The organism is Streptomyces sp. NPDC001492 (genome assembly GCF_053597275.1).
Genome location: NZ_JBSFHW010000044.1, coordinates 47,587 through 72,814, shown reverse-complemented (window position 1 = coordinate 72,814; position 25,228 = coordinate 47,587). Strand labels below are relative to the sequence as shown.

Annotated in this window: 22 protein-coding genes and 2 tRNA genes; 15 read left to right on the top strand and 9 right to left on the bottom strand. The window is 68.5% G+C overall.

The annotated features are described in order from the left end of the window. Positions 1 to 2: 2 nt before the first annotated feature. From yidC to rpmH, 4 genes are read right to left on the bottom strand one after another with little or no spacing between them, the layout of a single operon-like run. Positions 3 to 1,286, bottom strand: a complete 1,284-nt coding sequence (yidC, locus tag ACWC1K_RS39635) for a membrane protein insertase YidC (RefSeq protein ID WP_450837885.1) — start codon at positions 1,284 to 1,286, stop codon at positions 3 to 5. Between the two features lie 3 nt (positions 1,287 to 1,289). Next, complete coding sequence (yidD, locus tag ACWC1K_RS39630; RefSeq protein ID WP_450837883.1) at positions 1,290 to 1,643, bottom strand: membrane protein insertion efficiency factor YidD; 354 nt, start codon at positions 1,641 to 1,643, stop codon at positions 1,290 to 1,292. Then, complete coding sequence (gene rnpA, locus ACWC1K_RS39625) at positions 1,640 to 2,011, bottom strand: ribonuclease P protein component (protein ID WP_078912589.1); 372 nt, start codon at positions 2,009 to 2,011, stop codon at positions 1,640 to 1,642. The genes yidD and rnpA overlap by 4 nt, the downstream gene beginning before the upstream one ends. Before the next feature lie 21 nt (positions 2,012 to 2,032). Then, positions 2,033 to 2,170 carry a 50S ribosomal protein L34 gene (gene rpmH, locus ACWC1K_RS39620; protein WP_005482975.1) on the bottom strand — a complete coding sequence of 46 codons (138 nt, stop codon included), beginning with the start codon at positions 2,168 to 2,170 and terminating at the stop codon, positions 2,033 to 2,035. 374 nt (positions 2,171 to 2,544) lie between these two features. Between rpmH and dnaA the strand changes: the two genes are divergently transcribed. The 9 genes from dnaA (at position 2,545) to ACWC1K_RS39575 (ending at position 15,451) form a co-directional block, all read left to right on the top strand. Continuing rightward, positions 2,545 to 4,458, top strand: coding sequence for a chromosomal replication initiator protein DnaA (dnaA, locus tag ACWC1K_RS39615; protein WP_450837881.1), 1,914 nt, complete (start codon positions 2,545 to 2,547; stop codon positions 4,456 to 4,458). 857 nt (positions 4,459 to 5,315) lie between these two features. Beyond that, entirely contained in the window at positions 5,316 to 6,446 is a 1,131-nt protein-coding gene (gene dnaN / locus ACWC1K_RS39610; protein WP_030938963.1) for a DNA polymerase III subunit beta, read from the top strand. A gap of 140 nt (positions 6,447 to 6,586) precedes the next feature. Next, the gene (gnd, locus tag ACWC1K_RS39605; RefSeq protein WP_450754985.1) at positions 6,587 to 7,462 is read left to right on the top strand and encodes a phosphogluconate dehydrogenase (NAD(+)-dependent, decarboxylating); all 876 of its coding nucleotides are present in this window, start codon (positions 6,587 to 6,589) and stop codon (positions 7,460 to 7,462) included. A gap of 55 nt (positions 7,463 to 7,517) precedes the next feature. Then, positions 7,518 to 8,639, top strand: a complete 1,122-nt coding sequence (gene recF / locus ACWC1K_RS39600) for a DNA replication/repair protein RecF (protein WP_450837878.1) — start codon at positions 7,518 to 7,520, stop codon at positions 8,637 to 8,639. Further along, on the top strand, positions 8,636 to 9,169 hold the full coding sequence (locus ACWC1K_RS39595) for a DUF721 domain-containing protein (protein ID WP_351473082.1): 534 nt from the start codon (positions 8,636 to 8,638) through the stop codon (positions 9,167 to 9,169). The genes recF and ACWC1K_RS39595 overlap by 4 nt, the downstream gene beginning before the upstream one ends. Before the next feature lie 397 nt (positions 9,170 to 9,566). Continuing rightward, positions 9,567 to 11,627, top strand: coding sequence for a DNA topoisomerase (ATP-hydrolyzing) subunit B (gyrB, locus tag ACWC1K_RS39590; RefSeq protein ID WP_450696137.1), 2,061 nt, complete (start codon positions 9,567 to 9,569; stop codon positions 11,625 to 11,627). Between the two features lie 42 nt (positions 11,628 to 11,669). Continuing rightward, on the top strand, positions 11,670 to 14,264 hold the full coding sequence (gyrA, locus tag ACWC1K_RS39585) for a DNA gyrase subunit A (protein WP_450837876.1): 2,595 nt from the start codon (positions 11,670 to 11,672) through the stop codon (positions 14,262 to 14,264). A gap of 18 nt (positions 14,265 to 14,282) precedes the next feature. Further along, positions 14,283 to 15,086, top strand: a complete 804-nt coding sequence (locus tag ACWC1K_RS39580) for a DUF3566 domain-containing protein (RefSeq protein WP_450837875.1) — start codon at positions 14,283 to 14,285, stop codon at positions 15,084 to 15,086. A gap of 291 nt (positions 15,087 to 15,377) precedes the next feature. Continuing rightward, positions 15,378 to 15,451 (top strand) — tRNA-Ile (locus tag ACWC1K_RS39575). A gap of 101 nt (positions 15,452 to 15,552) precedes the next feature. Here ACWC1K_RS39575 and ACWC1K_RS39570 read toward each other — a convergent pair. Then, positions 15,553 to 15,873 (bottom strand): DUF6344 domain-containing protein, encoded by a 321-nt coding sequence (locus ACWC1K_RS39570; RefSeq protein ID WP_450837874.1) that lies wholly within the window; start codon positions 15,871 to 15,873, stop codon positions 15,553 to 15,555. A gap of 327 nt (positions 15,874 to 16,200) precedes the next feature. Here ACWC1K_RS39570 and ACWC1K_RS39565 point away from each other — a divergent pair, with 327 nt between their 5' ends. Both ACWC1K_RS39565 and ACWC1K_RS39560 read left to right on the top strand, forming a co-directional pair. Then, a complete protein-coding gene (locus ACWC1K_RS39565) occupies positions 16,201 to 16,329 on the top strand; it encodes a DLW-39 family protein (RefSeq protein ID WP_003999697.1) in 129 nt (42 codons plus the stop codon). A gap of 202 nt (positions 16,330 to 16,531) precedes the next feature. Next, complete coding sequence (locus ACWC1K_RS39560; RefSeq protein ID WP_450837873.1) at positions 16,532 to 17,818, top strand: hypothetical protein; 1,287 nt, start codon at positions 16,532 to 16,534, stop codon at positions 17,816 to 17,818. A 25-nt stretch (positions 17,819 to 17,843) separates the two neighbouring features. Here the strand turns inward: ACWC1K_RS39560 and ACWC1K_RS39555 are convergent, their stop codons facing one another. Further along, the gene (locus ACWC1K_RS39555) at positions 17,844 to 19,430 is read right to left on the bottom strand and encodes a protein kinase domain-containing protein (RefSeq protein WP_450837872.1); all 1,587 of its coding nucleotides are present in this window, start codon (positions 19,428 to 19,430) and stop codon (positions 17,844 to 17,846) included. A 172-nt stretch (positions 19,431 to 19,602) separates the two neighbouring features. Beyond that, complete coding sequence (locus ACWC1K_RS39550) at positions 19,603 to 20,151, bottom strand: helix-turn-helix domain-containing protein (RefSeq protein WP_450837871.1); 549 nt, start codon at positions 20,149 to 20,151, stop codon at positions 19,603 to 19,605. A gap of 181 nt (positions 20,152 to 20,332) precedes the next feature. Between ACWC1K_RS39550 and ACWC1K_RS39545 the strand changes: the two genes are divergently transcribed. Then, a tRNA-Ala gene (locus ACWC1K_RS39545) sits at positions 20,333 to 20,405 on the top strand. Between the two features lie 119 nt (positions 20,406 to 20,524). On the opposite strand, the gene ACWC1K_RS39540 is transcribed toward ACWC1K_RS39545, so the two are convergent. Then, positions 20,525 to 21,202, bottom strand: coding sequence for a ScbR family autoregulator-binding transcription factor (locus tag ACWC1K_RS39540; protein WP_450837870.1), 678 nt, complete (start codon positions 21,200 to 21,202; stop codon positions 20,525 to 20,527). 245 nt (positions 21,203 to 21,447) lie between these two features. Between ACWC1K_RS39540 and ACWC1K_RS39535 the strand changes: the two genes are divergently transcribed. Then, positions 21,448 to 22,410 (top strand): NAD-dependent epimerase/dehydratase family protein, encoded by a 963-nt coding sequence (locus tag ACWC1K_RS39535; RefSeq protein ID WP_450837868.1) that lies wholly within the window; start codon positions 21,448 to 21,450, stop codon positions 22,408 to 22,410. Between the two features lie 93 nt (positions 22,411 to 22,503). On the opposite strand, the gene ACWC1K_RS39530 is transcribed toward ACWC1K_RS39535, so the two are convergent. Then, positions 22,504 to 23,205: a DUF5324 family protein gene (locus ACWC1K_RS39530; protein WP_450837867.1), complete on the bottom strand. Its 702-nt coding sequence runs from the start codon at positions 23,203 to 23,205 to the stop codon at positions 22,504 to 22,506. A gap of 362 nt (positions 23,206 to 23,567) precedes the next feature. On the opposite strand from ACWC1K_RS39530, the gene ACWC1K_RS39525 reads away from it, so the two are divergent. After that, the gene (locus tag ACWC1K_RS39525) at positions 23,568 to 24,101 is read left to right on the top strand and encodes a peptidylprolyl isomerase (protein WP_450837865.1); all 534 of its coding nucleotides are present in this window, start codon (positions 23,568 to 23,570) and stop codon (positions 24,099 to 24,101) included. 127 nt (positions 24,102 to 24,228) lie between these two features. Then, positions 24,229 to 25,140, top strand: coding sequence for a rhomboid family intramembrane serine protease (locus ACWC1K_RS39520; protein ID WP_450837864.1), 912 nt, complete (start codon positions 24,229 to 24,231; stop codon positions 25,138 to 25,140). Positions 25,141 to 25,228: the final 88 nt, after the last annotated feature.

The following is a 25,228-nucleotide window of genomic DNA, read 5'->3' as shown; positions in this document are numbered from 1 at the left end:
TCTTACTTCTTGGACGGGGACTTGGGGCGCTGCGGGCCCTTGCGCTGCCCGGACTGGGCCTTGCTGCGGGTACCGCCGGCGGGCTTCGGCTCGGCCTTCTTCGCAGCGGCGGAGGGCTTGGCGTCCTCCGGCTCGTCGGACTTGCTCAGCGACGTCTTCGGCTCGGGGTCGCCGGGCGCCTTCACACCGCCGGACTGACGCTGGGCCTTGCTCTGCCGCTTGGGCTGCTGGCGCCTGGGAGCGGCGGCGCCACCGGTGGTCGCCGTACCGTCCTCGGACTGGGCGGCGGCGGCGTTCTCGCTCTGCATCACGGTGCCGTCGGCCTGGGCGGCGAGACCCGCCTTGTTCAGGGCGTTGATGAACTTGCGCTCGAACTCGTTGCGGTCACGGCCCTTGGCGACGATCGCCTTGACGATGGTCTTCTCGCTCCGCCTGCGGGTCTTGCCGTGCTGCGTGACGTGCTTGGTCAGGCGCTCCAGGTAGGCGGCCTGGGCCTTGGAACCCGGGGTCGGGTTGTTGTGGATGACGTACATCTGCTGACCCATGGTCCACACGTTGGTGGTCAGCCAGTAGACGAGGACACCGACCGGGAAGTTGATGCCGAAGACGGCGAACATGACCGGGAAGACGTACATCAGCATCTTCTGCTGCTGCATGAACGGCGTCTTCACCGTCGTGTCGACGTTCTTCGTCATCAGCTGGCGCTGCGTGTAGAACTGCGACGCCGACATCAGGACGATCATGATCGCGGTGACGACACGCACGTTGGTGATGTCGGCACCGAGCTGGGCCACCTTTTCGGCGCTGTCCGTGAACTTCGCGGCAAGCGGGGCACCGAAGATGTGCGCGTGACGGGCGCTGGCGAGCAGCTGATCGTCGATGACGCCGATCGTCTTGCCCGTCGCGATGCCGTTGAGCACGTGATACAGAGCGAAGAAGAACGGCGACTGCGCCAGGATGGGAAGGCACGAGGAGAGCGGGTTGGTACCCGTCTCCTTGTACAGCTTCATCATCTCTTCGGACTGGCGCTGCTTGTCGCTCTTGTAGCGCTCCTGGATCTTCTTCATCTCGGGCTGCAGCGTCTGCATCGCCCGGGTCGCCTTGATCTGCTTCACGAAGAGCGGGATCAGGCAGATACGAATCAGAATCACCAGGGACACGATGGACAGGCCCCAGGCCCAGCCCGTGTCGGGACCGAAGATCTTCCCGTACACCGAGTGGAACTGGACGATGACCCATGAAACGGGTGTCGTGATGAAGCTGAAGAGGCTGGCAATCGTGTCCACTAATCATGCTCCTTGGGCATGGGACGAGGTCTCTGCGGCCGGGCTCGAAGGAGGATTCTCCTCGGTGGCCGGTTCGCCGGCGGAGGGCCCGCCCTTGCGTGCACGCCAGGCGTCACGCAGCATTTCGTGCCACCGTGGACGCTTGCGCGGCGGGACATGATCCACACCGCCCAGCGACCACGGATTGCACCGCAGGATGCGCCACGCGGTGAGCGCAGTGCCCTTGATCGCACCATGCCGGTCGATGGCTGTGTAGCCGTAGTGGGAACACGACGGGTAGTACTTGCACACCGGCCCGAGCAGCGGACTGATCGTCCACTGGTACAGCTTGATCAGAGCCAGCAGCGGGTACTTCATCGCGCGCCCCCTCCCAGCAGCCGCTCGATGGCGGCATCCAGGTCTCGGGCCAGTTGTGCATGGTCGGCGTCGCCCGCACCGGGCAGCGCTCGTACGACTACCAGGCTACCGGGGGGCAGCAGGGCGACTCGGTCGCGCATCAGGTGGCGCAGTCTGCGCTTGACCTTGTTGCGTACTACCGCACCGCCCACGGCTTTGCTCACGACGAAACCCGCACGCGTCGGGGGAGCGCTCTCCCCAGGCGCGTGCGGGTCCGTGGCACCGCTACGAAGATGGACGACGAGGGACGGGCGTCCGGCCCGGCGCCCTCGTCGTACCGCGGTCGCGAAGTCCTCGCGCCGCCTCAGCCGGTTCTCGGTGGGCAGCACGACGGCATGACCTGACCGGGATCAGGCGGACAGGCTGGCGCGACCCTTGCTGCGGCGGTTCGCCAGAATCGCGCGACCGGCACGGGTACGCATCCGCAGGCGGAAGCCGTGGGTCTTGGCGCGACGACGGTTGTTCGGCTGGAAGGTGCGCTTGCTCACTCGGGGGCTCCAGAAATCAATCGGTGGTGGCGGGTGCCGCCCTGGCTGTCACCGTGCGCCCACGAGTAGCTCGCAGTTACGCCCGATTGCACCGCTTCCCGATCACCTGACGCGATCTGTGCCCATCGGAGGCAGGCGGCAGCAGCCATCGACAACTCGACCTGGTTACGGTACGCGGGGCTACGCCATCCGGTCAAACCAGCGGTCACTGGGAGACACTATCCACAGCCTGGGGACAACAACTTGAACCGCACCCGTCGCCCTGACTACCGTGGCTGAACTCCGATTCGTTCCCTTGTACCTGCCCCACCCCATTTGAATCCCGACCCGTCCCACAATCACACGTTCGTGGGACCCGTGAGAGAGCGTGCCCTGTGGCTGACGTACCTGCCGATCTTGCCGCAGTGTGGCCACGAGTATTGGAGCAACTTCTCGGTGAGGGCCGCGGGCAGGGCGTAGAGACCAAGGACGAGCACTGGATCCGGCGCTGCCAGCCACTCGCGCTGGTCGCCGACACCGCACTGCTCGCCGTACCGAACGAGTTCGCGAAAGGCGTGCTCGAGGGCCGCCTCGCCCCGATCGTCAGCGAGACGCTGAGCCGCGAGTGCGGCCGCCCGATCCGCATCGCGATCACCGTCGACGACTCCGCGGGCGAACCCCCCGCCCCGCCGGCGCCACCGGCCCGCCCCCAGCCGCGCTACGAGGAGCCCGAGCTCCCCTCCGGCCAGTACGACGGCTACGGCCGCCACCGCGCCGACGACCGCCGGGCGAACCGCCCCGAGCACCCCCCCGGCGACCAGGGCGACCAGCTTCCCACCGCCCGCCCTGCCTACCCCTCGGAGTACCAGCGCCCCGAGCCCGGCGCCTGGCCGCGCCCGTCACAGGACGAGTACAGCTGGCAGCAGCAGCGCCTCGGCTTCCCCGAGCGGGACCCGTACGCCTCGCCGCCCCAGGACTCCTACGGCTCCCCGGCACAGGACGCGTACGCCCCGCCCTCCCAGGACTACCGGCCCCAGTCGTTGGAACGCCCGCCGTACGAGGCGCAGCGACCCGACTACGACCAGCCGCGCCCGGACTACGACCAGCCCCGACCCGATTACGACCAGCGTGACGCCCGCCGGGAACTGCCCGAGCAGCCGCCCGGCTCCGGGCACGTCCACCGCGGCGGCCCCGTCGGCTCCTCGCTGCCCGCCTCCAGCGGCGCCCCCGGTCCGCTGGCCGCGAAGCCCGCGCCGGCCACCGGCCCCGGTGAGCCCACCGCGCGCCTGAACCCGAAGTACCTCTTCGACACGTTCGTCATCGGCGCCTCCAACCGCTTCGCACACGCCGCCGCGGTCGCCGTCGCCGAGGCGCCGGCCAAGGCGTACAACCCCCTGTTCATCTACGGGGAGTCCGGGCTCGGCAAGACGCACCTGCTGCACGCCATCGGGCACTACGCGCGAAGCCTCTACCCGGGTACACGTGTGCGGTATGTGAGCTCGGAGGAGTTCACCAACGAGTTCATCAACTCCATCCGCGACGGCAAGGGCGACAGCTTCCGCAAGCGCTACCGCGAGATGGACATCCTGCTCGTCGACGACATCCAGTTCCTCGCGGACAAGGAGTCGACCCAGGAGGAGTTCTTCCACACCTTCAACACGCTCCACAACGCGAACAAGCAGATCGTGCTCTCCAGCGACCGGCCGCCCAAGCAGCTGGTCACGCTGGAGGACCGGCTGCGGAACCGTTTCGAGTGGGGCCTGATCACCGACGTCCAGCCGCCCGAGCTGGAGACCCGCATCGCGATCCTGCGCAAGAAGGCGGTCCAGGAGCAGCTCAACGCCCCGCCGGAGGTACTGGAGTTCATCGCCTCCCGCATCTCGCGCAACATCCGCGAACTGGAGGGCGCGCTGATCCGGGTGACGGCGTTCGCCTCGCTCAACCGGCAGCCGGTGGACCTGGGCCTCACCGAGATCGTCCTCAAGGACCTGATCCCCGGCGGCGAGGACTCGGCCCCCGAGATCACCTCCACGGCCATCATGAGCGCGACCGCCGACTACTTCGGCCTCACCGTCGAGGACCTGTGCGGCACCTCACGCGGCCGCGCGCTGGTGACAGCCCGCCAGATCGCCATGTACCTGTGCCGGGAGCTGACGGATCTCTCCCTGCCGAAGATCGGCGCACTGTTCGGCGGCCGCGACCACACGACGGTCATGCACGCCGACCGCAAGATCCGCAATCTGATGGCCGAGCGACGCTCCATCTACAACCAGGTGACCGAGCTGACGAACCGCATCAAGAACGGCTGACAGCCACAGACGGACGCCGTCGAGGGCGCCCCGGGACACGCTCCCGGGGCGCCCTTCGTCATGCCGGGGACACCCGCTGTTCGATTTCCTGCCGAGTTACGGCCGCTCTCCACAGATTCGTGAACTTTCTGCTGTCCACATCCTGGGGACTGCGGAGTTGTCCAGAGTTCGGTCCACAGGGGAGCGCCTGAACAGCCATCGCGGCAGCTCAAGTGGCTGTGGATCGGTGGATGAAGGATCTCCACAGACTGTGGACGGAGAACTGATCCACAAGCTGTGCACGAAGTTGTCCACCGACAACCCACAGGCTGAGCCTGATTGTCCCCAGCGAAGGGCGACTTCTCCACACCGCTGTCCACTGTTCGGCAACGTGACGCGCCTGATCACCGCGTCGAGTGAAAGGCGTCACACGAAGGTGCCGGGTTGGGCTGTGGGCAACGGGGGAAAAGCTGGGGACGGCGCTGGGGAGAACTCACCTCAGGCTGTGCACGGGGTGTGCAGAACTTTCCGTTCTCCACAGATCCGCAGAGTTGTCCACTGTCTCCGCCCACAGGGCCCGTGGACAAAATCTCGCCTGTGAGCTGGGAAAACAGGGTTATCCACGGTTTCCACAGGCCCTACTACTACTCCCGACTAGAGAGAGCGAGAAGTTCGTTTCGAAGGGGGTCCTGTGCACAACTCGCCGTCCGGCTCCCGGCTGCCCCTCGTCACGACTTGACCCCGAGAGGCACCTACTGTCAGTGCCGTGCGTCAGACTGTTCCCCGGTGTCCTTCCCACCGCAGGGACCGACGACACCGACACAGACGACGAAGCCAGGCAGGGCGAGAAGCGCCGGCAACAGCAGGAGGCGGCAACAGTGAAGATCCGGGTGGAACGCGACGTACTCGCGGAGGCAGTTGCCTGGGCGGCGCGCAGCCTCCCGGCCCGTCCGCCGGCGCCTGTCCTCGCCGGCCTCCTGCTGAAGGCCGAGGACGGCGCTCTGAGCCTGTCCAGCTTCGACTACGAGGTCTCCGCGCGTGTGTCGGTGGAGGCGGAGGTCGAGGAGGAGGGCACCGTCCTCGTCTCCGGCCGGCTGCTCGCCGACATCTCCCGCGCCCTCCCCAACCGGCCCGTGGAGATTTCCACAGACGGTGTACGGGCGACCGTGGTCTGTGGGTCCTCCCGGTTCACACTCCACACCCTGCCTGTGGAGGAGTACCCGGCGCTGCCGCAGATGCCGAACGCCACGGGCACCGTCCCCGGTGAGGTCTTCGCCTCCGCGGCCGCCCAGGTGGCCATCGCGGCCGGCCGTGACGACACGCTGCCCGTCCTCACCGGTGTGCGCATCGAGATCGAGGGCGACACCGTCACCCTGGCCTCCACCGACCGCTACCGCTTCGCGGTCCGCGAGTTCCTGTGGAAGCCGGAGAACCCCGAGGCCTCCGCGGTCGCCCTGGTGCCCGCCAAGACGCTCCTGGACACCGCCAAGGCCCTCACGAGCGGCGACAGCGTGATCCTGGCGCTGTCCGGCTCGGGCGCGGGCGAGGGGCTGATCGGTTTCGAGGGCGCCGGGCGGCGCACCACCACCCGCCTCCTGGAAGGCGACCTCCCGAAGTACCGCACGCTGTTCCCGACGGAGTTCAACACCGTCGCCGTCATCGAGACCGCCCCCTTCGTGGAGGCCGTCAAGCGTGTGGCCCTGGTCGCCGAGCGCAACACCCCGGTGCGGCTGAGCTTCGAGCAGGGCGTGCTGATCCTGGAGGCCGGCTCCAGCGACGATGCACAGGCTGTGGAACGAGTGGACGCGCAGCTGGAGGGCGACGACATCTCGATCGCCTTCAACCCGACGTTCCTCCTGGACGGCCTGAGCGCCATCGACTCGCCGGTGGCGCAGCTGTCGTTCACGACCTCCACCAAGCCCGCGCTGCTCAGCGGCAAGCCGGCGCTGGATGCCGAGGCGGACGAGGCCTACAAGTACCTGATCATGCCTGTGCGGCTCAGCGGCTGATCTCTCCCCTCAGGGAATCCGCAGGTAGGGGCGTACTTATGAGCGGGTATGCCCACAGGTGTGCGCGAGCGTCCGGGTTTAGGCTCGGACGCAGGTACGAACGTGCCCCACACGCCACACAGCAACCTAAGGAACAACTGATGGAGCTCGGTCTCGTCGGCCTCGGCAAGATGGGCGGCAACATGCGCGAGCGGATACGCCGCGCAGGCCACACCGTGATCGGATTCGACCGCAACCCGGACCTTGCCGATGTCCACAGCCTGGAAGAGCTTGTGGGCAAGCTCAGCGGGCCCCGCGTGGTCTGGGTGATGGTCCCGGCCGGAGCGCCCACCCAGTCGACGATCGACGAACTGGCCGAGCTCCTGGAGCCGGGAGACGTCGTCGTGGACGGCGGCAACTCCCGCTGGACGGACGACGAGAGGCACGCCGAGGAGCTGGCGGCCAAGGGCATCGGCTTCGTCGACTGCGGTGTCTCCGGCGGCGTCTGGGGCCTGGAGAACGGCTATGCGCTGATGTACGGCGGTGACGCGGAGAACGTCGCCAAGGTGCAGCCGGTCTTCGACGCGCTGAAGCCCGAGGGGAAGTTCGGCTCGGTGCACGCCGGCAAGGTCGGTGCGGGGCACTTCGCGAAGATGGTCCACAACGGCATCGAGTACGCGATGATGCAGGCCTACGCCGAGGGCTGGGAGCTGCTGGAGAAGGTCGACTCGGTCACGGATGTGCGCGAGGTCTTCCGTTCCTGGCAGGAGGGCACGGTCATCCGGTCCTGGCTGCTGGACCTCGCGGTGAACGCCCTCGACGAGGACGAGCACCTGGACAGGCTGAAAGGTTTTGCACAGGACTCCGGCGAGGGACGCTGGACTGTGGAAGCCGCCATCGACAACGCCGTGCCGCTGCCCGCGATCACGGCCTCCCTCTTCGCGCGGTTCGCGTCGCGTCAGGAGGACTCTCCGCAGATGAAGATGATCGCGGCGCTGCGGAACCAGTTCGGCGGCCACGCGGTCGAGAAGAAGTAATCCACAGGGCTGTTGAAAAGTCAGCCCGCAACCTGGGGGAGGTCGGCGACCGACCATGCACGTCACGCACCTGTCGCTGGCCGACTTCCGTTCGTACGCCCGGGTCGAGGTCCCGCTGGACCCGGGCGTCACCGCTTTTGTCGGCCCGAACGGACAGGGCAAGACCAACCTCGTCGAGGCCGTCGGATATCTCGCCACCCTCGGCAGCCACCGGGTGGCCTCCGACGCCCCCCTGGTGCGCATGGGCGCGGATCGCGCGGTCATCCGGGCGCAGGTCAAACAGGGCGAGCGGCAGCAGCTGATCGAGCTGGAGCTGAACCCCGGCAAGGCCAACCGCGCCCGCATCAACAGGTCCTCGCAGGTCAGACCGCGTGATGTGCTGGGCATCGTACGGACCGTCCTGTTCGCGCCCGAGGATCTCTCCCTGGTCAAGGGGGACCCCGGTGAGCGGCGTCGTTTCCTGGACGAGCTGATCACCGCTCGTTCCCCGCGGATGGCCGGCGTGCGCTCCGACTACGAGCGGGTCCTGAAGCAGCGCAACACGCTCCTGAAGTCGGCCGCGCTGGCCCGCCGCCACGGCGGCCGTTCCATGGACCTGTCCACGCTCGACGTCTGGGACCAGCATCTCGCGCGCGTGGGTGCCGAGTTGCTTGCCCAGCGCCTGGATCTGGTCGCGGCGATCCAGCCGCTGGCCGACAAGGCGTACGAGCAGCTGGCGCCGGGGGGCGGCCCGGTGAGCCTGGAGTACAAGCCGTCCGCGCCCGGTGAGGCCCACACCCGCGAGGATCTCTACGAGCAGCTGATGGGGGCGCTCGCCGAGGTGCGCAAGCAGGAGATCGAGCGGGGCGTCACCCTCGTAGGACCGCATCGGGACGATCTGCTTCTCAAACTCGGTCAGCTGCCCGCCAAGGGGTACGCCTCGCACGGGGAGTCGTGGTCGTATGCGCTGGCGTTGCGCCTCGCCTCGTACGACCTGCTGCGGGCCGAGGGCAATGAGCCGGTGCTCGTCCTCGACGACGTCTTCGCGGAGCTGGACACCCGTCGCCGCGAGCGTCTGGCGGAGCTGGTCGTGCCCGGTGAGCAGGTACTGGTGACGGCCGCGGTGGACGACGACGTACCGCACGTACTGACCGGGACGCGGTACTCGGTGTCGGACGGGACGGTGGAGCGCGCATGACGGACGAAGAGCCCGCGCCCAAGAAGGCCCCCGAGCCGTCCGGCGTCGACCTCGCGCGCGTGGCGCTGAGGGCGGCGAAGGAACAGGCACGCGCGCGTGGGGACGCGGCGCAGCAGAAGAAGCAGGCGCGGCGCGGTGGTCTGCGCTCCGGCGCGCGTGCTGACGGACGCGACCCCATGGCGCTCGGTGCTGCGATCAACCGGCTCATCACCGAGCGCGGTTGGGAGACCCCGGCGGCGGTGGGCGGCGTGATGGGCCGCTGGCCGCAGATCGTGGGCGAGGACGTGGCCAAGCACTGCGAGCCGGAGAAGTACGACGAGGACGAGCGTGTCCTGGTGGTGCGCTGCGATTCGACGGCCTGGGCGACGAATCTGCGCCTGCTCGCCCCCACGCTGGTGGCCCGTCTCAACGAGGACCTCGGGCACGGCGCGGTGAAGATGATCAAGGTGAACGGTCCCGGTGGCCCCGCCCGTCGCTACGGTCCCCTGCGTGCCCCTGGCAGCACGGGCCCCGGCGACACGTATGGGTGACAGACCTCACATCTGCAGGCCGTCGGCGGTCCGGTCATGGCTCCGGCGGCCTCCGTGTCGTGCCGCCGCACACGGTTGCGAATTGCGACCTGACTCCCAAGTAGCCAAGGGTTGACAGTCGGAAGCGCTGAGTGCCTCTGTGAGCCTCTTGGAGCCCTGCTCCGTATATGGGGACCCGGAAGACGCCGGTTCAGGGCGCCACATGAGGACTCAGGTACCGGCAAACCCCCATCACTGTCGGCGCTACCGGTAGACTGGAAGCCAATCCCGCCCCAGTCGTGGGGACGTCCGGGAAAAGCTGAGCAACGCTGAACAAGGCTTACCAACGCAACATGCCGCAGCCGCTCCGGCAACCCGCCGACGAGCCTGGCTCGTGCTGTGCCAGAAAGGGCGCTTCGTGGCCGATTCCGGCAACCCCAACGAGAACATCCCGTCCACCGACGCCGGCGAGAACGGCGCGGTGACCTCGTCGAACGGCGAGGTCACCGCCTCGTACGACGCCAGCGCCATCACCGTCCTCGAGGGCCTGGACGCGGTCCGCAAGCGCCCCGGTATGTACATCGGCTCGACCGGTGAGCGAGGGCTGCACCACCTCGTGTACGAGGTCGTCGACAACTCCGTCGACGAGGCACTGGCCGGCCACGCGGACACCATCGACGTGACGATCCTCGCCGACGGCGGCGTCCGCGTCGTCGACAACGGCCGTGGCATCCCGGTGGGCATCGTGCCCTCCGAGGGCAAGCCGGCGCTCGAGGTCGTGCTGACCGTTCTGCACGCGGGCGGCAAGTTCGGCGGTGGCGGCTACGCGGTCTCCGGTGGTCTGCACGGCGTCGGCGTCTCCGTCGTGAACGCGCTGTCCTCGAAGGTCGCGGTCGAGGTCAGGACCGACGGTCACCGCTGGACGCAGGACTACAAGATGGGCGTCCCCACGGCGCCGCTCGCCAAGCACGAGGCCATCGAGGAGACCGGCACGTCGGTCACCTTCTGGGCCGACGCCGACATCTTCGAGACCACCGACTACTCCTTCGAGACGCTCTCGCGGCGCTTCCAGGAGATGGCGTTCCTCAACAAGGGTTTGACGATCAAACTCACTGACGAGCGCGAGTCGGCGAAGGCCACCTCCGGGGCGGACGAGGCGGGTGCCGACGAGACCGCCGAGGTCAAGCACGTCACGTACCACTACGAGGGCGGCATCGTCGACTTCGTGAAGTACCTCAACTCCCGCAAGGGAGACGTGGTGCACCCGACGGTGATCGACCTCGAGGCGGAGGACAAGGAGAAGAGCCTCTCCCTCGAAGTCGCGATGCAGTGGAACAGCGGTTACAGCGAGGGCGTGTACTCCTTCGCCAACATCATCCACACGCACGAGGGCGGCACGCACGAAGAGGGCTTCCGCGCGGCGCTCACCAACCTGATCAACAAGTACGCGCGCGACAAGAAGCTGCTGCGCGAGAAGGACGACAACCTCACGGGTGACGACATCCGCGAGGGTCTGACGGCGATCATCTCGGTGAAGCTGAGCGAGCCGCAGTTCGAGGGCCAGACCAAGACCAAGCTGGGCAACACGGAGGCGAAGACCTTCGTCCAGAAGGCGGTCTACGAGCACCTCAACGACTGGCTGGACCGCAACCCGAACGAGGCCGCGGACATCATCCGCAAGGGCATCCAGGCGGCCACCGCGCGCGTGGCGGCCCGCAAGGCCCGTGACCTGACGCGTCGTAAGGGCCTGCTGGAGTCGGCGTCCCTGCCGGGCAAGCTCTCCGACTGCCAGTCGAACGACCCGACCAAGTGCGAGATCTTCATCGTCGAGGGTGACTCCGCCGGCGGCTCGGCCAAGTCCGGCCGCAACCCGCAGTACCAGGCGATCCTCCCGATCCGAGGCAAGATCCTCAACGTCGAGAAGGCCAGGATCGACAAGATCCTGCAGAACCAGGAGATCCAGGCGCTGATCTCGGCCTTCGGCACGGGCGTGCACGAGGACTTCGACATCGAGAAGCTCCGCTATCACAAGATCATCCTGATGGCGGACGCCGACGTCGACGGCCAGCACATCAGCACCCTGCTGCTGACCTTCCTGTTCCGCTTCATGCGGCCGCTGGTCGAGGCCGGGCACGTGTACCTGTCCCGTCCCCCGCTGTACAAGATCAAGTGGGGCCGTGACGACGTGGAGTACGCCTACTCGGACCGCGAGCGTGACGCGCTGATCGAGATGGGCCGTCAGCGCGGCAAGCGCGTCCGTGAGGACTCGATCCAGCGCTTCAAGGGTCTCGGCGAGATGAACGCCGAGGAACTGCGCGTGACCACGATGGACCAGGAGCACCGGGTCCTCGGCCAGGTCACCCTGGACGACGCCGCGCAGGCCGACGACCTGTTCTCCGTCCTGATGGGCGAGGACGTGGAGGCGCGCCGCCAGTTCATCCAGCGCAACGCCAAGGACGTCCGCTTCCTCGACATCTGAGTCGGTCTCAGCTGACCGCACCAGGAAGGATCTTCACCAGCAATGGCCGACGAGAACACTCCCGTCACCCCTGAAGAGGGCGGCGAACTCGCGATGCGTGTCGAGCCCGTGGGGCTCGAGACGGAGATGCAGCGCTCGTACCTCGACTACGCGATGTCCGTCATCGTCTCGCGAGCGCTGCCGGACGTCCGGGACGGCCTCAAGCCCGTCCACCGCCGCGTCCTGTACGCCATGTACGACGGCGGCTACCGCCCCGAGCGCGGCTTCTACAAGTGCGCGCGCGTGGTCGGCGACGTCATGGGTAACTACCACCCCCACGGCGACAGTTCGATCTACGACGCCCTGGTCCGTCTCGCCCAGCCGTGGTCGATGCGCATGCCGCTCGTCGACTCCAACGGCAACTTCGGCTCTCCGGGCAACGACCCGGCGGCGGCCATGCGCTACACCGAGTGCAAGATGGCGCCGCTGTCGATGGAGATGGTCCGCGACATCGACGAGGAGACCGTCGACTTCACGGACAACTACGACGGCCGCTCCCAGGAGCCGACCGTCCTGCCGGCCCGCTTCCCGAACCTGCTGATTAACGGCTCGGCCGGTATCGCGGTCGGCATGGCGACCAACATCCCGCCGCACAACCTGCGCGAGGTCGCGGCCGGTGCCCAGTGGTACCTGGAGAACCCCGACGTCTCCCACGAGGAGCTGCTGGACGCGCTCATGGAGCGCATCAAGGGCCCCGACTTCCCGACCGGCGCGCTCGTCGTCGGCCGCAAGGGCATCGAGGAGGCCTACCGCACCGGCCGTGGCTCCATCACCATGCGCGCGGTCGTCGAGGTCGAGGAGATCCAGAACCGCCAGTGCCTGGTGGTCACGGAGCTGCCGTACCAGACCAACCCCGACAACCTCGCGCAGAAGATCGCCGACCTGGTGAAGGACGGCAAGATCGGCGGCATCGCGGACGTCCGCGACGAGACCAGCTCCCGCACCGGTCAGCGCCTCGTCATCGTCCTCAAGCGGGACGCGGTCGCCAAGGTCGTCCTGAACAACCTGTACAAGCACACGGACCTGCAGACGAACTTCGGCGCCAACATGCTGGCGCTGGTCGACGGCGTCCCGCGCACGCTCTCCCTGGACGCGTTCATCCGCCACTGGGTGACGCACCAGATCGAGGTCATCGTCCGCCGTACACGCTTCCGCCTGCGCAAGGCCGAGGAGCGGGCGCACATCCTGCGCGGCCTGCTGAAGGCCCTGGACGCCATCGACGAGGTCATCGCGCTGATCCGGCGCAGCGACACGGTCGACATCGCGCGCACGGGCCTGATGGAGCTCCTGGAGATCGACGAGATCCAGGCGAACGCCATCCTTGAGATGCAGCTGCGCCGACTGGCCGCCCTGGAGCGCCGGAAGATCATCCAGGAGCACGACGAGCTCCAGGCGAAGATCACCGAGTACAACGAGATCCTCGCCTCCCCGGTCCGCCAGCGCGGCATCGTCAGCGAGGAACTCGCCGCGATCGTGGAGAAGTACGGCGACGACCGCAAGACGATGCTGGTGCCCTTCGACGGTGACATGTCCATCGAGGACCTGATCGCCGAAGAGGACATCGTCGTCACCATCACGCGCGGCGGCTACATCAAGCGCACCAAGACGGAGGACTACCGCTCGCAGAAGCGGGGCGGCAAGGGCGTACGCGGCACGAAGCTGAAGCAGGACGACATCGTCGACCACTTCTTCGTGTCGACCACGCACCACTGGCTGCTGTTCTTCACCAACAAGGGCCGCGTCTACCGTGCGAAGGCCTACGAGCTTCCGGACGCCGGCCGTGAGGCGCGCGGCCAGCACGTCGCGAACCTGCTCGCCTTCCAGCCGGACGAGGCGATCGCCGAGATCCTCGCGATCCGCGACTACGAGGCGGCGCCGTACCTGGTCCTCGCCACCAAGGGCGGCCTGGTCAAGAAGACGCCGCTGAAGGATTACGATTCACCCCGCTCCGGCGGTGTGATCGCGATCAACCTCCGGGAGACGGAGGACGGTTCGGACGACGAACTGATCGGAGCCGAACTCGTTTCGCCCGATGACGATCTGCTTCTGATCAGCAAGAAGGCGCAGTCGATCAGGTTCACTGCCACGGACGAGAGCCTGCGGCCCATGGGCCGTGCCACCTCCGGTGTCAAGGGCATGAGTTTCCGTGAGGGCGATGAACTTCTGTCGATGAATGTTGTTCGACCCGGTACGTTCGTGTTCACTGCTACGGACGGTGGGTACGCGAAGCGGACCGCCGTCGACGAGTACCGCGTCCAGGGTCGCGGCGGCCTCGGCATCAAGGCTGCCAAGATCGTGGAGGACCGCGGTTCGCTGGTCGGCGCGCTGGTGGTCGAGGAGACCGACGAGATCCTCGCCATCACGCTGTCGGGCGGTGTGATTCGTACGCGAGTCAACGAGGTCAGGGAGACGGGCCGTGACACCATGGGCGTCCAACTGATCAACCTGGGCAAGCGCGATGCCGTCGTCGGTATCGCTCGTAACGCCGAGGCGGGACGCGAGGCGGAGGAGGTCGACGGCGATGTGGCCGTCGACGAGACCGCCGAAGGTGCCGCGACCACCGGCACGGACGAGGGTGAGGCGCCCTCGGACGAGTAGCACGAGGAGTGAGTCATCGTGAGCGGAGCCACGGGCGCCGGATCGGCCGCTACCCCCACGGGTACGGAATCGGACGGAGGCGGCCGTGGCTCCGCCGCGCGTGCGACGGATCCGCACACGACCCAACTGCGCAAGATCGACGCAGCCGAGACCGACTCGCCCTCGTCCCAGACTCATGGATCCCAGGGGGGAACTGTGACGGAAGCCCGAGGCCCGCAGACGCAGCAGCAGAAGGCCGGGCCGCCTCCGGCCGCGCAGCCGCAGCCGCAGCAGCCTCCGGCCCAGCCCGCACCGGCCCAGGCGGCCTCTCCGCTCCCCGGTGAGCGGCAGCCGCAGCAGCCCGCCGGGCCCTACCACCCGCCGCAGGCCTACCAGAACCAGGCACAGGCGCCCGCCCCGTCACCGGCCGGCGCCGTACGGCGGCCGCGCACCGGCGCGCGCACCACGCCCCGTATCCGCAAGGCACGTCTGCGCGTGGCGAAGGCCGATCCGTGGTCGGTGATGAAGGTGAGCTTCCTGCTCTCCATCGCGCTGGGCATCTGCACGATCGTCGCGTCCGCGGTCCTGTGGATGGTCATGGACGCGATGGGCGTCTTCTCGACGGTCGGCGGCACGATCTCGGAAGCCACCGGATCCAACGAGTCGAACGGCTTCGACCTGCAGTCGTTCCTGTCGCTCCCGCACGTCCTGATGTTCACGTCGATCATCGCGGTCATCGACGTCGTCCTCGCGACGGCCCTCGCGACCCTCGGCGCGTTCATCTACAACCTCTCCGCGGGCTTCGTCGGCGGCATCGAGCTGACGCTCGCCGAGGACGAGTGACCTTGACCGCGAGTGTTGCTTCCAACCTCTGCCATCGGTTCTGACCTCTGCCATCCGGTTCCGACCTGACCACCGGTTCTGACCGTTGCCGGGTTCTGGCCTCTGCCACCGGTGCTGACCTCGATCACCGGATCTGACCGTTGCCGCCGGCTCCGACCGCTGCCACTGGCTCCGACCGCTGCCGGGGGCGGGCCTCTGCCACCGGTCCTGAGACAACCGATTTTGGGACTGCCCACGTCGTGCGCTAATCTTCAGGGGTCAGCGCGCGGGACACACACCGCAGAGCGCGGCGGGGCTATAGCTCAGTTGGTTAGAGCGCATCCCTGATAAGGATGAGGCCACAGGTTCAAATCCTGTTAGCCCCACAGCATGAAGAAGACCCCCAACCGATTCCGGTTGGGGGTCTTCTTCATGGGCGGTTCGGGTACGCAAGTTCGCCGTTACGCCGGGTTGCAGGGGCGGTGCCTCACAGCTGGAGGGGAGTGGCCGGCTCGGAGAGGTCCGTGCCTGCCTCCGTCTCCATGAGCGGGCTGTGGCGGCAGCTGGGGGACTTTCCGTGGGCCTCGGCGCGGATGCGCTGCTTCATCGTGGGGGGCAGGGCCCTGGTGTAGGACCAGGACCAGTGGGAGGTCGTCGGCATCGTCACCGGCGCGCTGCAGTTGCCGGTCGCCTCGGTCTGCGGTACCGCCGCGGAAGCGGTCGTCGTGATGAGTCCGAGCGTCGTGCACAGCGCGAGAAAGGCGGTGACGATGACGTTCCACAGCTTCATGACCTGGTTCTGGGCCATGGCCCCTCACTTTCGGGTCGGGCGATTTGCGTACTTTCCTCATGATGTGTATCGGGGCCGCGAAGTGGTGGACCGACGCCCGTGGCGCGGCGATGTTCAGATGAACAACACCCGGATGGGTGCAAACAGCTCGTTAATAGGAGAATGAAGAGCAAAGTCACCGTCTGTGGAGGTGTGATCACCCTCAGATCGGAGCGGTGACCTCCGGTTCTACTGCGGTTTTCCGGAGGGGAGTTGAGGGCCCACGCAGGTCACCGATCGGTATCGGTCGGTGTGTATAGTCGGGCGCCAGAAGTCCCCTACGTCAAGGAAAGACGAGGTCGCGCGGTGAAGAAGCTTCTCCTGGTCGCACTGGCCGCCATCGGCGGGCTCCTCGTGTACCGCCAGATCCAGGCGGATCGCGCCGAGCAGGATCTGTGGACGGAGGCGACCGACTCCGTGCCCACGGGTTCGTGAGTATCGACAACGGAATCTGAACAGACCCCGGCCGTCCTTGCGGTCGGGGTTTTGTGTTGCCCGGATGAGGCGCTCCCCCGCGGGGCAGGATGGGCCACGGTCCAGAGGTCCGGACGACGACGAGGGGTGGCGCGTGATGGGGCGGCGTACGGCGTGGTGGCGCGCGAGGGCGTGGCGCGGGCGTCCATCGGCACGCGCGCGCGTGGCGGCCGTGACGGCGGTGCTGTGCACGGCAGCCGCGGCGCCCTGGCCGACCGCCGCCGCGGCGGCAGCCGTAACCCCGAGCACCGACGTCTCCGCCGCTACCTCTTCGTACGCCTTCGCGGAGGACGCACAGCCTGTGGACGGAGTGAAAGGCACCGCGAACGCCGTCCTCCTCGAAGCCGGCGGGACCTACCGCAGCTCCCTCCCCAGGGGCGCGAAGGTCTACTACCGCCTTGATCTCGACGCCACGTCCAACGCGTACGTCTCCGTCACCGCCATCCCCCGCGCGGACGCCACGCTCTCCATCACCGACGGCATCAGGGTGTCGGTGCAGGACGCCGACGACCACTCCTGCTCCACCGAGCGCGCCCGCTTCGGCGCCGCCAGGAGCCCGCACCCCATCACGGCATGGGGCGCACGAACGACCTCCCCGGCCGACCCTCTGTGCCAGGGCTCGGGCGCCTACTACGCCGTCGTCGAACGTACCGGTACGGCGGACTCCTCACCCGGCGCCTGGGACCTGGAGATCACGGCCACCACCGAACCGCGTCTGAAGCAGGCGGCTGCGACGAGCCCGCCCCAGGTGTGGGACTCCGCCTCACCCGCTCCGGTGTCGGGGGCTGCCAAGCGCAGCCAGGGCGGCGCCGGGTTCTCCGGGGCGGCCACGGTGGGGCAGGGCGTCTGGAGTGCCGGCATCACGCCGGGACAGACGCTCTTCTACAAGGTCCCGGTCGGCTGGGGCCAACAGCCGTCCGCCACGGCCGAACTGGGCGGCGCGAACGGCGACGGGCACGGCTACGCCATCGACGCCCTGGCCCTCACGCTCTACAACCCCGTCCGCGCCGACGTGGAGGACGCGAACGTCGGCTACGACGGCAAGCAGAAGGCGGCCTCGCTCGCCGCGGTTCCTCCCGTCGACTACACCAACCGCTACGCCATCCCCGACCGCGTGAACGGAATGCGGTTCGCCGGCTCGTACTACCTGGTGGTGCACCTCGCCGCGGGAGTGGCCGCCAAGTTCGGCGACGGGCCGTTCAGGCTGACGCTGCGCGTCGGGATCGAGGGCGGGGCGCAGGACGGGCCCGCGTACGAGGGACAGTCCGTGCCGGCGAACCTCTTCGAGCTCACCGCGCGGGAACGGCAGGCGGCCGCGGCGGCCGGGACCGCGGACGCCCACGCCACGATGAAGGCCGTCGCCGCGGGCGGGATCGGAGCGGGCACGCTCGTGCTCGTCGTGCTCGGGGTGTGGACGGCCGCGGCCCGGCGCAGAGCACGGGCCTGGTGAGGTCCGCGGCCCGGCGGACGGTTGTTCAGATACGGGTCAGCGCCCAGAACCCCACGGCGTAGCAGGTCAGCGCGAGAAGCAGGAGCGGGATCGCCACCTTGGCGGGCGGGCCGGGGCGGCGCGCCGGGCGGGCGCGATGGCTGCGGCGCGTCCTCTCCTGCGGGACTGCCTGCGCGGGAGGCGGAACCTGAGGGGCCTGGGCGGTGTACGAAACAGTGGAGACATCAACGCGTTGGTACGGCGCAGGCGCAGGCGCAGGCGCAGGCGTCGGCGTCGGCGTTGGCATCGGCGCCAGGGCCTGGGCCGGGTGCAGTGGCGTGCGGGGCTGGGGGGAGGGGAGTACGTGCGTGGGGTCGTGTGGGGAGGCGTGGGCGCGCTCGTGCCGGCTGCCCTGGTCGGGGTGTGCCTGTGCGTGGGGCGGCGGCGCCTGTGCAGCGGGAGTTCGGACGGAGGAGGTGGTGGTGGCCTGCGGTGGCGGCAGAGGGAAGCTGCCGGTGTCCGACATGCCGGGAGGGCGCGTGGGGACGGGCGGCTCCGGCTGGTGCCCGGGCTCCTGGCGTGGATCGGGCCGTGGCGTGACGCCCGTGGACGCCACGATGTCCGCGTCGGGCGCGGACGAACGGGAGGGCACCGCTGCCTCGGCAGACCGCTCAACGGGCTGCGACGAGGCCTCACTTGCACCGGTCTCGCGCGTGTCGGCCTCCCTCTTCGCCTCCACCCCCGGCGCGGCTTTCAGAGGTCCCGAAGGGGCGAACCCCGGTGGGAGCGGGCCGAGTTGGTCGAAGATCTCGATCAACTCGTCGTCCGGACCGGGTTCCGGCAACAACTCCCTGGCGGAGGCGAGCGCCTTGCGCGCCCCTGTGGCCGTACGGAACCGGGCCTGCGGGTCGGGCTGCAGCAGTGTCGCCACAACCTGCCACAGCGGCTCGGGAATGCCCTTGGGGGCGCTCGGCGTCCCGTGCGCCGCGAAGTACTGGATGAGCGCCTTGGCGTCCGGCTTGGCACCCTCCAGCAGATACAACGCGACCAGTCCCACCGCGAACAGGTCGGCGGGGAAGTCCGGTTCCGCACCCATCATCTGCTCGGGCGCGAGATAACCCGGCGTCCCCACCACGAGATTGGTCTCCGTCAGACGCGGTTCCCCCAGCCGCATCGCGATGCCGAAGTCGGACAACCGCAGCCGCGGCCGGCCCGTGCCGGTGGCTTCCAGCAGGACATTGGCCGGCTTGACGTCACGGTGCACCACATCCTCCGCATGCACGGCGGCCAGCCCCGAAAGCAGCTGGTCCAGCAAGGTGCACACGAAGGCCGGGGGCAGGGGGCCGTAGTCCCCGACCAGATGGACCAGCGAGCCGCCGGCGACGAGGTCCATGGTGAACAGGACCTTGTCGTCGTCGGCGGCCCAGCTGGCGGGCGCCAGCACATGGGGGTGATCGATACGCAGAGCCTGCTCGCGGACGAAACGCAGCAGAGAGTGCGCGTCGCGCTGCTGCAGCACCTTGGCGGCCACATAGCGACGGCGGCGGTGGTCCCAGGCGCGCCAGACGGCGCCGACTCCTCCGCGTCCGATCGGGTCGACCAGTTCGTACCGGCCGGCGAAGACCTCACCCATGGCTGTGCGTCGCTCCTCCCCCTTCGGATACCCCCCCTTGCCTGCCCCTCGACGGGTGATGCGACTCCCCCCAGAGCGTTCCTCGACGAGTGTGATGAGTGATACGAGCCCCGCGCCCCTCCGCGGCCGTCGGCCCGGCTGCCGAACCCCCTTCGGCGACCGGGCCACGGACTCAGCTCTGGTGCGACTGGTAATGCGTGACCGCGTCGGACGTGCGGCCGGCGCCGTACACCCGGAGGAACTCTGCCAGCTCCGGATGACTGGGGGCGAGAGTGTCCGCGGCGTCGATGATGTCCCCCGCGGCGGCCACCGAGCGCAGCAGCGACTGGATCTCGCGGACGACCCGCTTGACCGTGGGCGCCCCCGAACTGCTCGTCGTGGTCGTCGTGTTGCTGAGCACCGAGCCCCCCTGCGACTTCTTGATCTCGTCCATGCGCTCCGTGGCCTCGGCCGCGCTCACGCTGCCGTCCGCGACCTGCCCCGCCAGGTCCTGCAGCAGCTGCACCCGCTGTACGACAGCCGGGTTGCCGATCTTCGCCCGCTGCCCGCTCATCAACTGCGACAGCATCGGAGCGGACAACCCCAGCACCCCCGCGAGACGGGCCTGGTTGAGTCCGAGATCTTCTATGAGCTTACGGAAGAGCGCCCCCAACGGCTCCCCGTACCAGTTCCGCTGCAGTTCCCGCGCTCTTGCGGTCGCTTCCTGCTGTGCGGCGTCCATTGCGTCTCCCCATCGCTTCCCCAAGTACGGTGGTTCGCTGTAGCGAACCACGCCGAGCATCTTACGGAGAGTGGTCGTCCACGGGGACCCCCAATCTTTTTGCGAGATCCCGGGGGTGACCCGGTACTCTGGTCTGCGGCGCCCACCGGTACGCGGTTCTTCCGGGGGATGCTCCCTTTCCGGGGCCTTAGCTCAGTTGGTAGAGCGCTGTCTTTGCATGGCAGATGTCAGGGGTTCGACTCCCCTAGGCTCCACTCCGGATCCCCTCCGACCTGCGGAAACGCAGAGTGGAGGGGATTTTTCGCTATCGCGGCCGGCACCACCTGGGCGGGCCCCGCTGTCGTCCGGCGGGGCGGACGGCTGACGGTCCCGGTCAGCCGGTGACGGCCTCGACCTCGATACCGGCCTCGGCCTCGGCCCGGTCCTCGTCCCGCGCCGTCGCAGCCGCCGGGTCGGTGGCACCCTCCGGGCGCATGCGTGAGATGGCGGCCGGATGGGCGACGGACGGCAGAATGTGACGCCACATCACAGCGACCCGCCCCCGCAGATCGGCTCGCTGGTTGATGGCCTCGGACACCAGCTGAACGCCGGTGAACGTGGCGACGACGAACTCCGCGGTTTCCCTGGGCACGACCTGGGGGAGCACCTCACCCTGCTCCTGCCCCTCGGTCAGCAGCCGGGCGGTGAGGTCGAACCAGTCGCCCCACGGGTGCGTGCCGTTGAAGAAGACACCCTCTATGGACAGCCGCGTCCCCGCCCTGGCGAGGGCGTCATGGCGCAGCACATGGGCGAACTGGTGCGTGATGTCGATGATCGACTGCACGGGCGAGAGCCGGTGCTCCACCCTGACCAGACCGGTCTGCTCGTCCATGATCGCCTGCGCCAGCGACTCCTTCGACGGGAAGTGGAAGTACATCGCACCCTTGGTGACATTGGCGCGGCGCAGGATCTCCGAGGTGGCCGCGCGTTCGTAGCCGTACTCGGCGAACACACTCGCTGCGGCTTCCACGATCGAGCGCCGGGTCTGCACCGCGCGAGCCTGCTTGGCCATGACGTTCCTTCCGGGCGTGCCTGCTGCATCCACCCTAGCGAACCACCCGGTCTGTTTCCGTGCCCTCTCTTCCCCTGGAGGCGTGAGGATCGCTGCCTTCCTCAGCGCCAATGTCGACGCGGTGGTGGTGCGCACCACATGACTCGCGCCATCCTCCCCCGAAGGAAAAGAGGCCGAGCGGTCTTGTTTCCGATATCGGTCGCCGCCGCTTGCAAGGCAACCGGTCGACGACGTTCCATCTCGGCATGGACAAGATCCTGCTCGTGGGCGGCACCGGGTTCATCGGTTCGGCCGCCCTGCGCGCACTGACAGGAGACCGGCCACCCCAGCCCGGCGAGGTGAAGGCACTGGTCAGACGCCTACCGGAAGCGGCCGAAGCGGTGCCCGGCGTCGAGTACGTCACAGGAGACCTCACCGACCCGGCCTCTCTGCGGGACATCTGCCACGGCATACGCACCGTGCTCCACTGCGCCTCGCACATCAGCGCCGACGAAGACAAGTGCCGCGCCGTCAACGTCGACGGCACCCGCGCCCTGCTCGCCGAGGCGGAACGCGCCGACGTCCACCGCACCCTCCTGGTGAGCACCACCGCCGTCTACGGCCCCGGACCGCACCGCGAGCTCACCGAGCACGAAGCCACTCCCGCCCCCGCCTCCGCCACCAGCCGCACCCGGCTACAGGCCGAGCAGGCCGTGCTCGCCGCCGGCGGAACAGTCATCAGAGCACCGCTCGTGTACGGCGCCGGGGACAAGTGGTTCGTCCCCGGCGTGACCGAACTCCTCCGGCGCGTACCGGCGTTGCCGGGAAACGGCCGGGCCCGCCTGTCGCTCGTGGCGGTCGACGACCTGGCCCGGCTGCTGGCCACCCTCGCCCGGACACCCGAGCACGTCCCACCCGGCACCGTGCACCATGCCGCCCATCCGCACGCACCGACACTGCGCGAGTTCGTCGCCCTGCTCGGCGAAACGCTCGGCATTCCGGCCCCCCAGGACGGTCTCGCCCTCGACGACTACCTGACCCGCCTCCGCACGGCACCGGGAAGAGTCAGTGCACACCAGGCCGGGCTGCTCGCAGAGGACCGCTGGTACCGGTCCCCGCTCTGGTCCCGTGCCGAGTGCCCGCCCGGACCCGGGCACCGGGCCAGGCTGACCGAGGCAGCCCCCTGGTACCGAAAGGCGCTGACGCCGCAGACGCCGTCCACGAGGTGACTGCCCCGCCAGGCATGTTTCACGTGAAACACAGCCGTGGGGCGGAAGACCCTCAAGTCTCCCGCCCCACACCGCAGTTCGGACCACAGCACGTCACCGGCCGTCGTCGCGCTGAGCGGCCTCCTCCTCGGCCTCCTTGGCCTGCACCTCGGGGTCGAGCAAGGACTGACCGCTGCCGTCCACCGACGACAGCCGGCCCGACTCCGGGACCTCCGTCGCGGCAGGCGGCTCGACCAGCCAGTCAGGGTTGGCCTGCTTGTCCCACCACTTCCAGGCAGCGAAAGCACCGCCCGCGAGAGCACCGAGCACCAGCAGTACCTTCGCGGCACGACCGGCCCTCGCCCGACGCTCATGCCGGCGAGCCAGCTTCTGAATCTCCTTCGGCGAGACCTGACCGCGCAGCGCGGCCAATGCGGCAGCACCGCGCGCGGCGGCCTCGTCCTTGACAGGCCCGGCCACGGCCACCGCCTGCTCCAGCCTCGGCCGGGAATAGTCGGCGGCCTGCCGGGCCGCCTGCCGGGTACGGGCGGCAGCCTCATGGGCGGCCTGGTCGACCTTCGGCGGCACATGCGTACGGGCCTGCTCCAGCCGTGGCGCGACATGGGCGTCGTACTGAACGCGGGCCTGATCCGCGGCTTGGGACACCTTCGGCGCGAGCCGTACGCGTGCCTCGTGTGCGTAGTGTGCGGCCCTGTCCTTGGCCGTGTCGGCGTAGGGCGCCACCACTTCCGCGGCGTGCAGCACGCTGTCCTTCGCCGAACCGGTCGCGGCGCGCACGCTGTCGATGCGGGTCACGGGTTCCTCCTCCTCGGTGGCGTACGGTATTTCGACTTTCCACCCTTTTACGGATCATGCCTGTCAACAGACAACGGGGCATGTGAGGGCGGGCATCCGGGTCATGCACACCGACTCAGGACCCTCTCCAGCAAGAGCCGATCAAGAGCCGATCAAGTCCAATAGAGGATGAATACGGGGCAACAGACGCTTGTCGTCGACAATGCCACGGATCGCCGCCGAGCGCCCCCGGCCCGGGGGCACTCGGCCGGTTTTCTCCCGGCAACATCGCCCCACGGACGCCCGCTGACGGGCGCCGGGCGACGCACGACGCAGACCGTGCGAGGATCAGGGGGTCACAGGAAGACAACGGAAGGCAGATCGTGGCTGAGCAGCTTTACGCCACCCTGAAGACCAACAACGGCGACATCGAAGTCCGGCTCCTGCCGAACCACGCGCCCAAGACGGTCCGGAACTTTGTCGAGCTCGCCACGGGCGAGCGGGAGTGGGTCAACCCCGAAACGGGCCAGAAGACCACGGACAAGCTCTACGACGGCACGGTCTTCCACCGGGTGATCAGCGGATTCATGATCCAGGGCGGAGACCCGCTGGGCAACGGCACCGGTGGTCCCGGCTACCAGTTCGAGGACGAATTCCACCCCGACCTCTCCTTCAACAAGCCCTACCTGCTGGCCATGGCCAACGCCGGTCCGGGCACCAATGGATCCCAGTTCTTCATCACCGTCGCCCCCACGACGTGGCTGAACCGCAAGCACACCATCTTCGGCGAGGTCACCGACCCCGCCAGCCAGAAGGTGATCGACGCCATCGCCACCACCCAGACCAACCCCCGCACCGACCGCCCCGTCAACGACGTCGTCATCGAGTCGGTCGTCGTCGAGACCCGCGAGGGCTGAGACCCACGAGGGTCCCGCCGCAAGGTCGAGTCCCCGCACAGCAGGAACCAAACGCCCCGCCCATCCGTAAAGATGGGCGGGGCGGTGCATTTGTGCACAGCGCTCGAACGACGACCTAGGGGATCTCATGGACCAGGCGCCAGGCAGCCCACAGGGCCCGGACGACCAGGGACCCCAGCACGCCCAGAGCCTGCCCGGCTGCTACCGCCACCCCGACCGCGAGACGGGCATCCGCTGCACCCGCTGCGAACGCCCCATCTGCCCCGAGTGCATGGTCGACGCCTCCGTCGGCTTCCAGTGCCCCGAATGCGCCCGCGGTGACTCCGGCACCGGCCACCCCCCGGCCGCCACCCGCCCCCGCACCATTGCCGGCGGCACCGTCACCGCCGACCCGCGCCTGTTCACCAAGATCCTCATCGGGATCAACGTGGCGGTGTTCATCGCCGTCCACGTACAGACCTCGCTCCTGGACCACCTCGTCCTCATCGGCGAATGGCCCCCCGCACCCTTCAAGGCCACCCAGGGCGTCGCCGAGGGCGAGTGGTACCGCCTGGTGACCGCGATGTTCGCCCACCAGGAACCCTGGCACATCGGCTTCAACATGCTCAGCCTCTGGTGGCTCGGCGGCCCCCTCGAAGCCGCCCTCGGACGCGCCCGCTACCTCTCCCTCTACTTCGTCTCGGGCCTCGCCGGCAGCGCGCTCACCTACCTGCTGGCCTCACCGACCGAAGCCTCCCTCGGTGCCTCCGGCGCCATCTTCGGCCTGTTCGGCGCCACCGCCGTCCTCATGCGCCGCCTCAACTACGACATGCGGCCGATCATCGCCCTGCTGGTGATCAACCTGATCTTCACCTTCAGCCCCGGCTTCAACATCGCCTGGCAGGCCCACATCGGCGGACTCGTCGCCGGAGTCGTCACCGGCTACGCCATGGTGCACGCCCCGCGCGAACACCGCGCCCTCGTCCAGTACGGCACCTGTGCCCTGGTCCTGGTCGTCGTCGTGGTCCTGACCCTGCTCAGGACGGCACAGCTCACCTGACGTGCGCGCTTGTCCACAGCGGGTTGCCACTCTTGTGCATAGCGTGCGGGAACAGCTGTGCCCCCTGTCGCCGACCAGTGTTTCCGCA

Coding starts and splice junctions, on each gene's coding strand:
- yidD (WP_450837883.1), bottom strand. CDS start 1,643: ATGAAGTACCCGCTGCTGGCTCTGATCAAGCTGTACCAGTGGACGATC.
- gnd (WP_450754985.1), top strand. CDS start 6,587: ATGGAGCTCGGTCTCGTCGGCCTCGGCAAGATGGGCGGCAACATGCGC.
- recF (WP_450837878.1), top strand. CDS start 7,518: ATGCACGTCACGCACCTGTCGCTGGCCGACTTCCGTTCGTACGCCCGG.
- ACWC1K_RS39595 (WP_351473082.1), top strand. CDS start 8,636: ATGACGGACGAAGAGCCCGCGCCCAAGAAGGCCCCCGAGCCGTCCGGC.
- gyrA (WP_450837876.1), top strand. CDS start 11,670: ATGGCCGACGAGAACACTCCCGTCACCCCTGAAGAGGGCGGCGAACTC.
- ACWC1K_RS39570 (WP_450837874.1), bottom strand. CDS start 15,873: ATGGCCCAGAACCAGGTCATGAAGCTGTGGAACGTCATCGTCACCGCC.
- ACWC1K_RS39555 (WP_450837872.1), bottom strand. CDS start 19,430: ATGGGTGAGGTCTTCGCCGGCCGGTACGAACTGGTCGACCCGATCGGA.
- ACWC1K_RS39550 (WP_450837871.1), bottom strand. CDS start 20,151: ATGGACGCCGCACAGCAGGAAGCGACCGCAAGAGCGCGGGAACTGCAG.
- ACWC1K_RS39540 (WP_450837870.1), bottom strand. CDS start 21,202: ATGGCCAAGCAGGCTCGCGCGGTGCAGACCCGGCGCTCGATCGTGGAA.
- ACWC1K_RS39535 (WP_450837868.1), top strand. CDS start 21,448: ATGGACAAGATCCTGCTCGTGGGCGGCACCGGGTTCATCGGTTCGGCC.
- ACWC1K_RS39520 (WP_450837864.1), top strand. CDS start 24,229: ATGGACCAGGCGCCAGGCAGCCCACAGGGCCCGGACGACCAGGGACCC.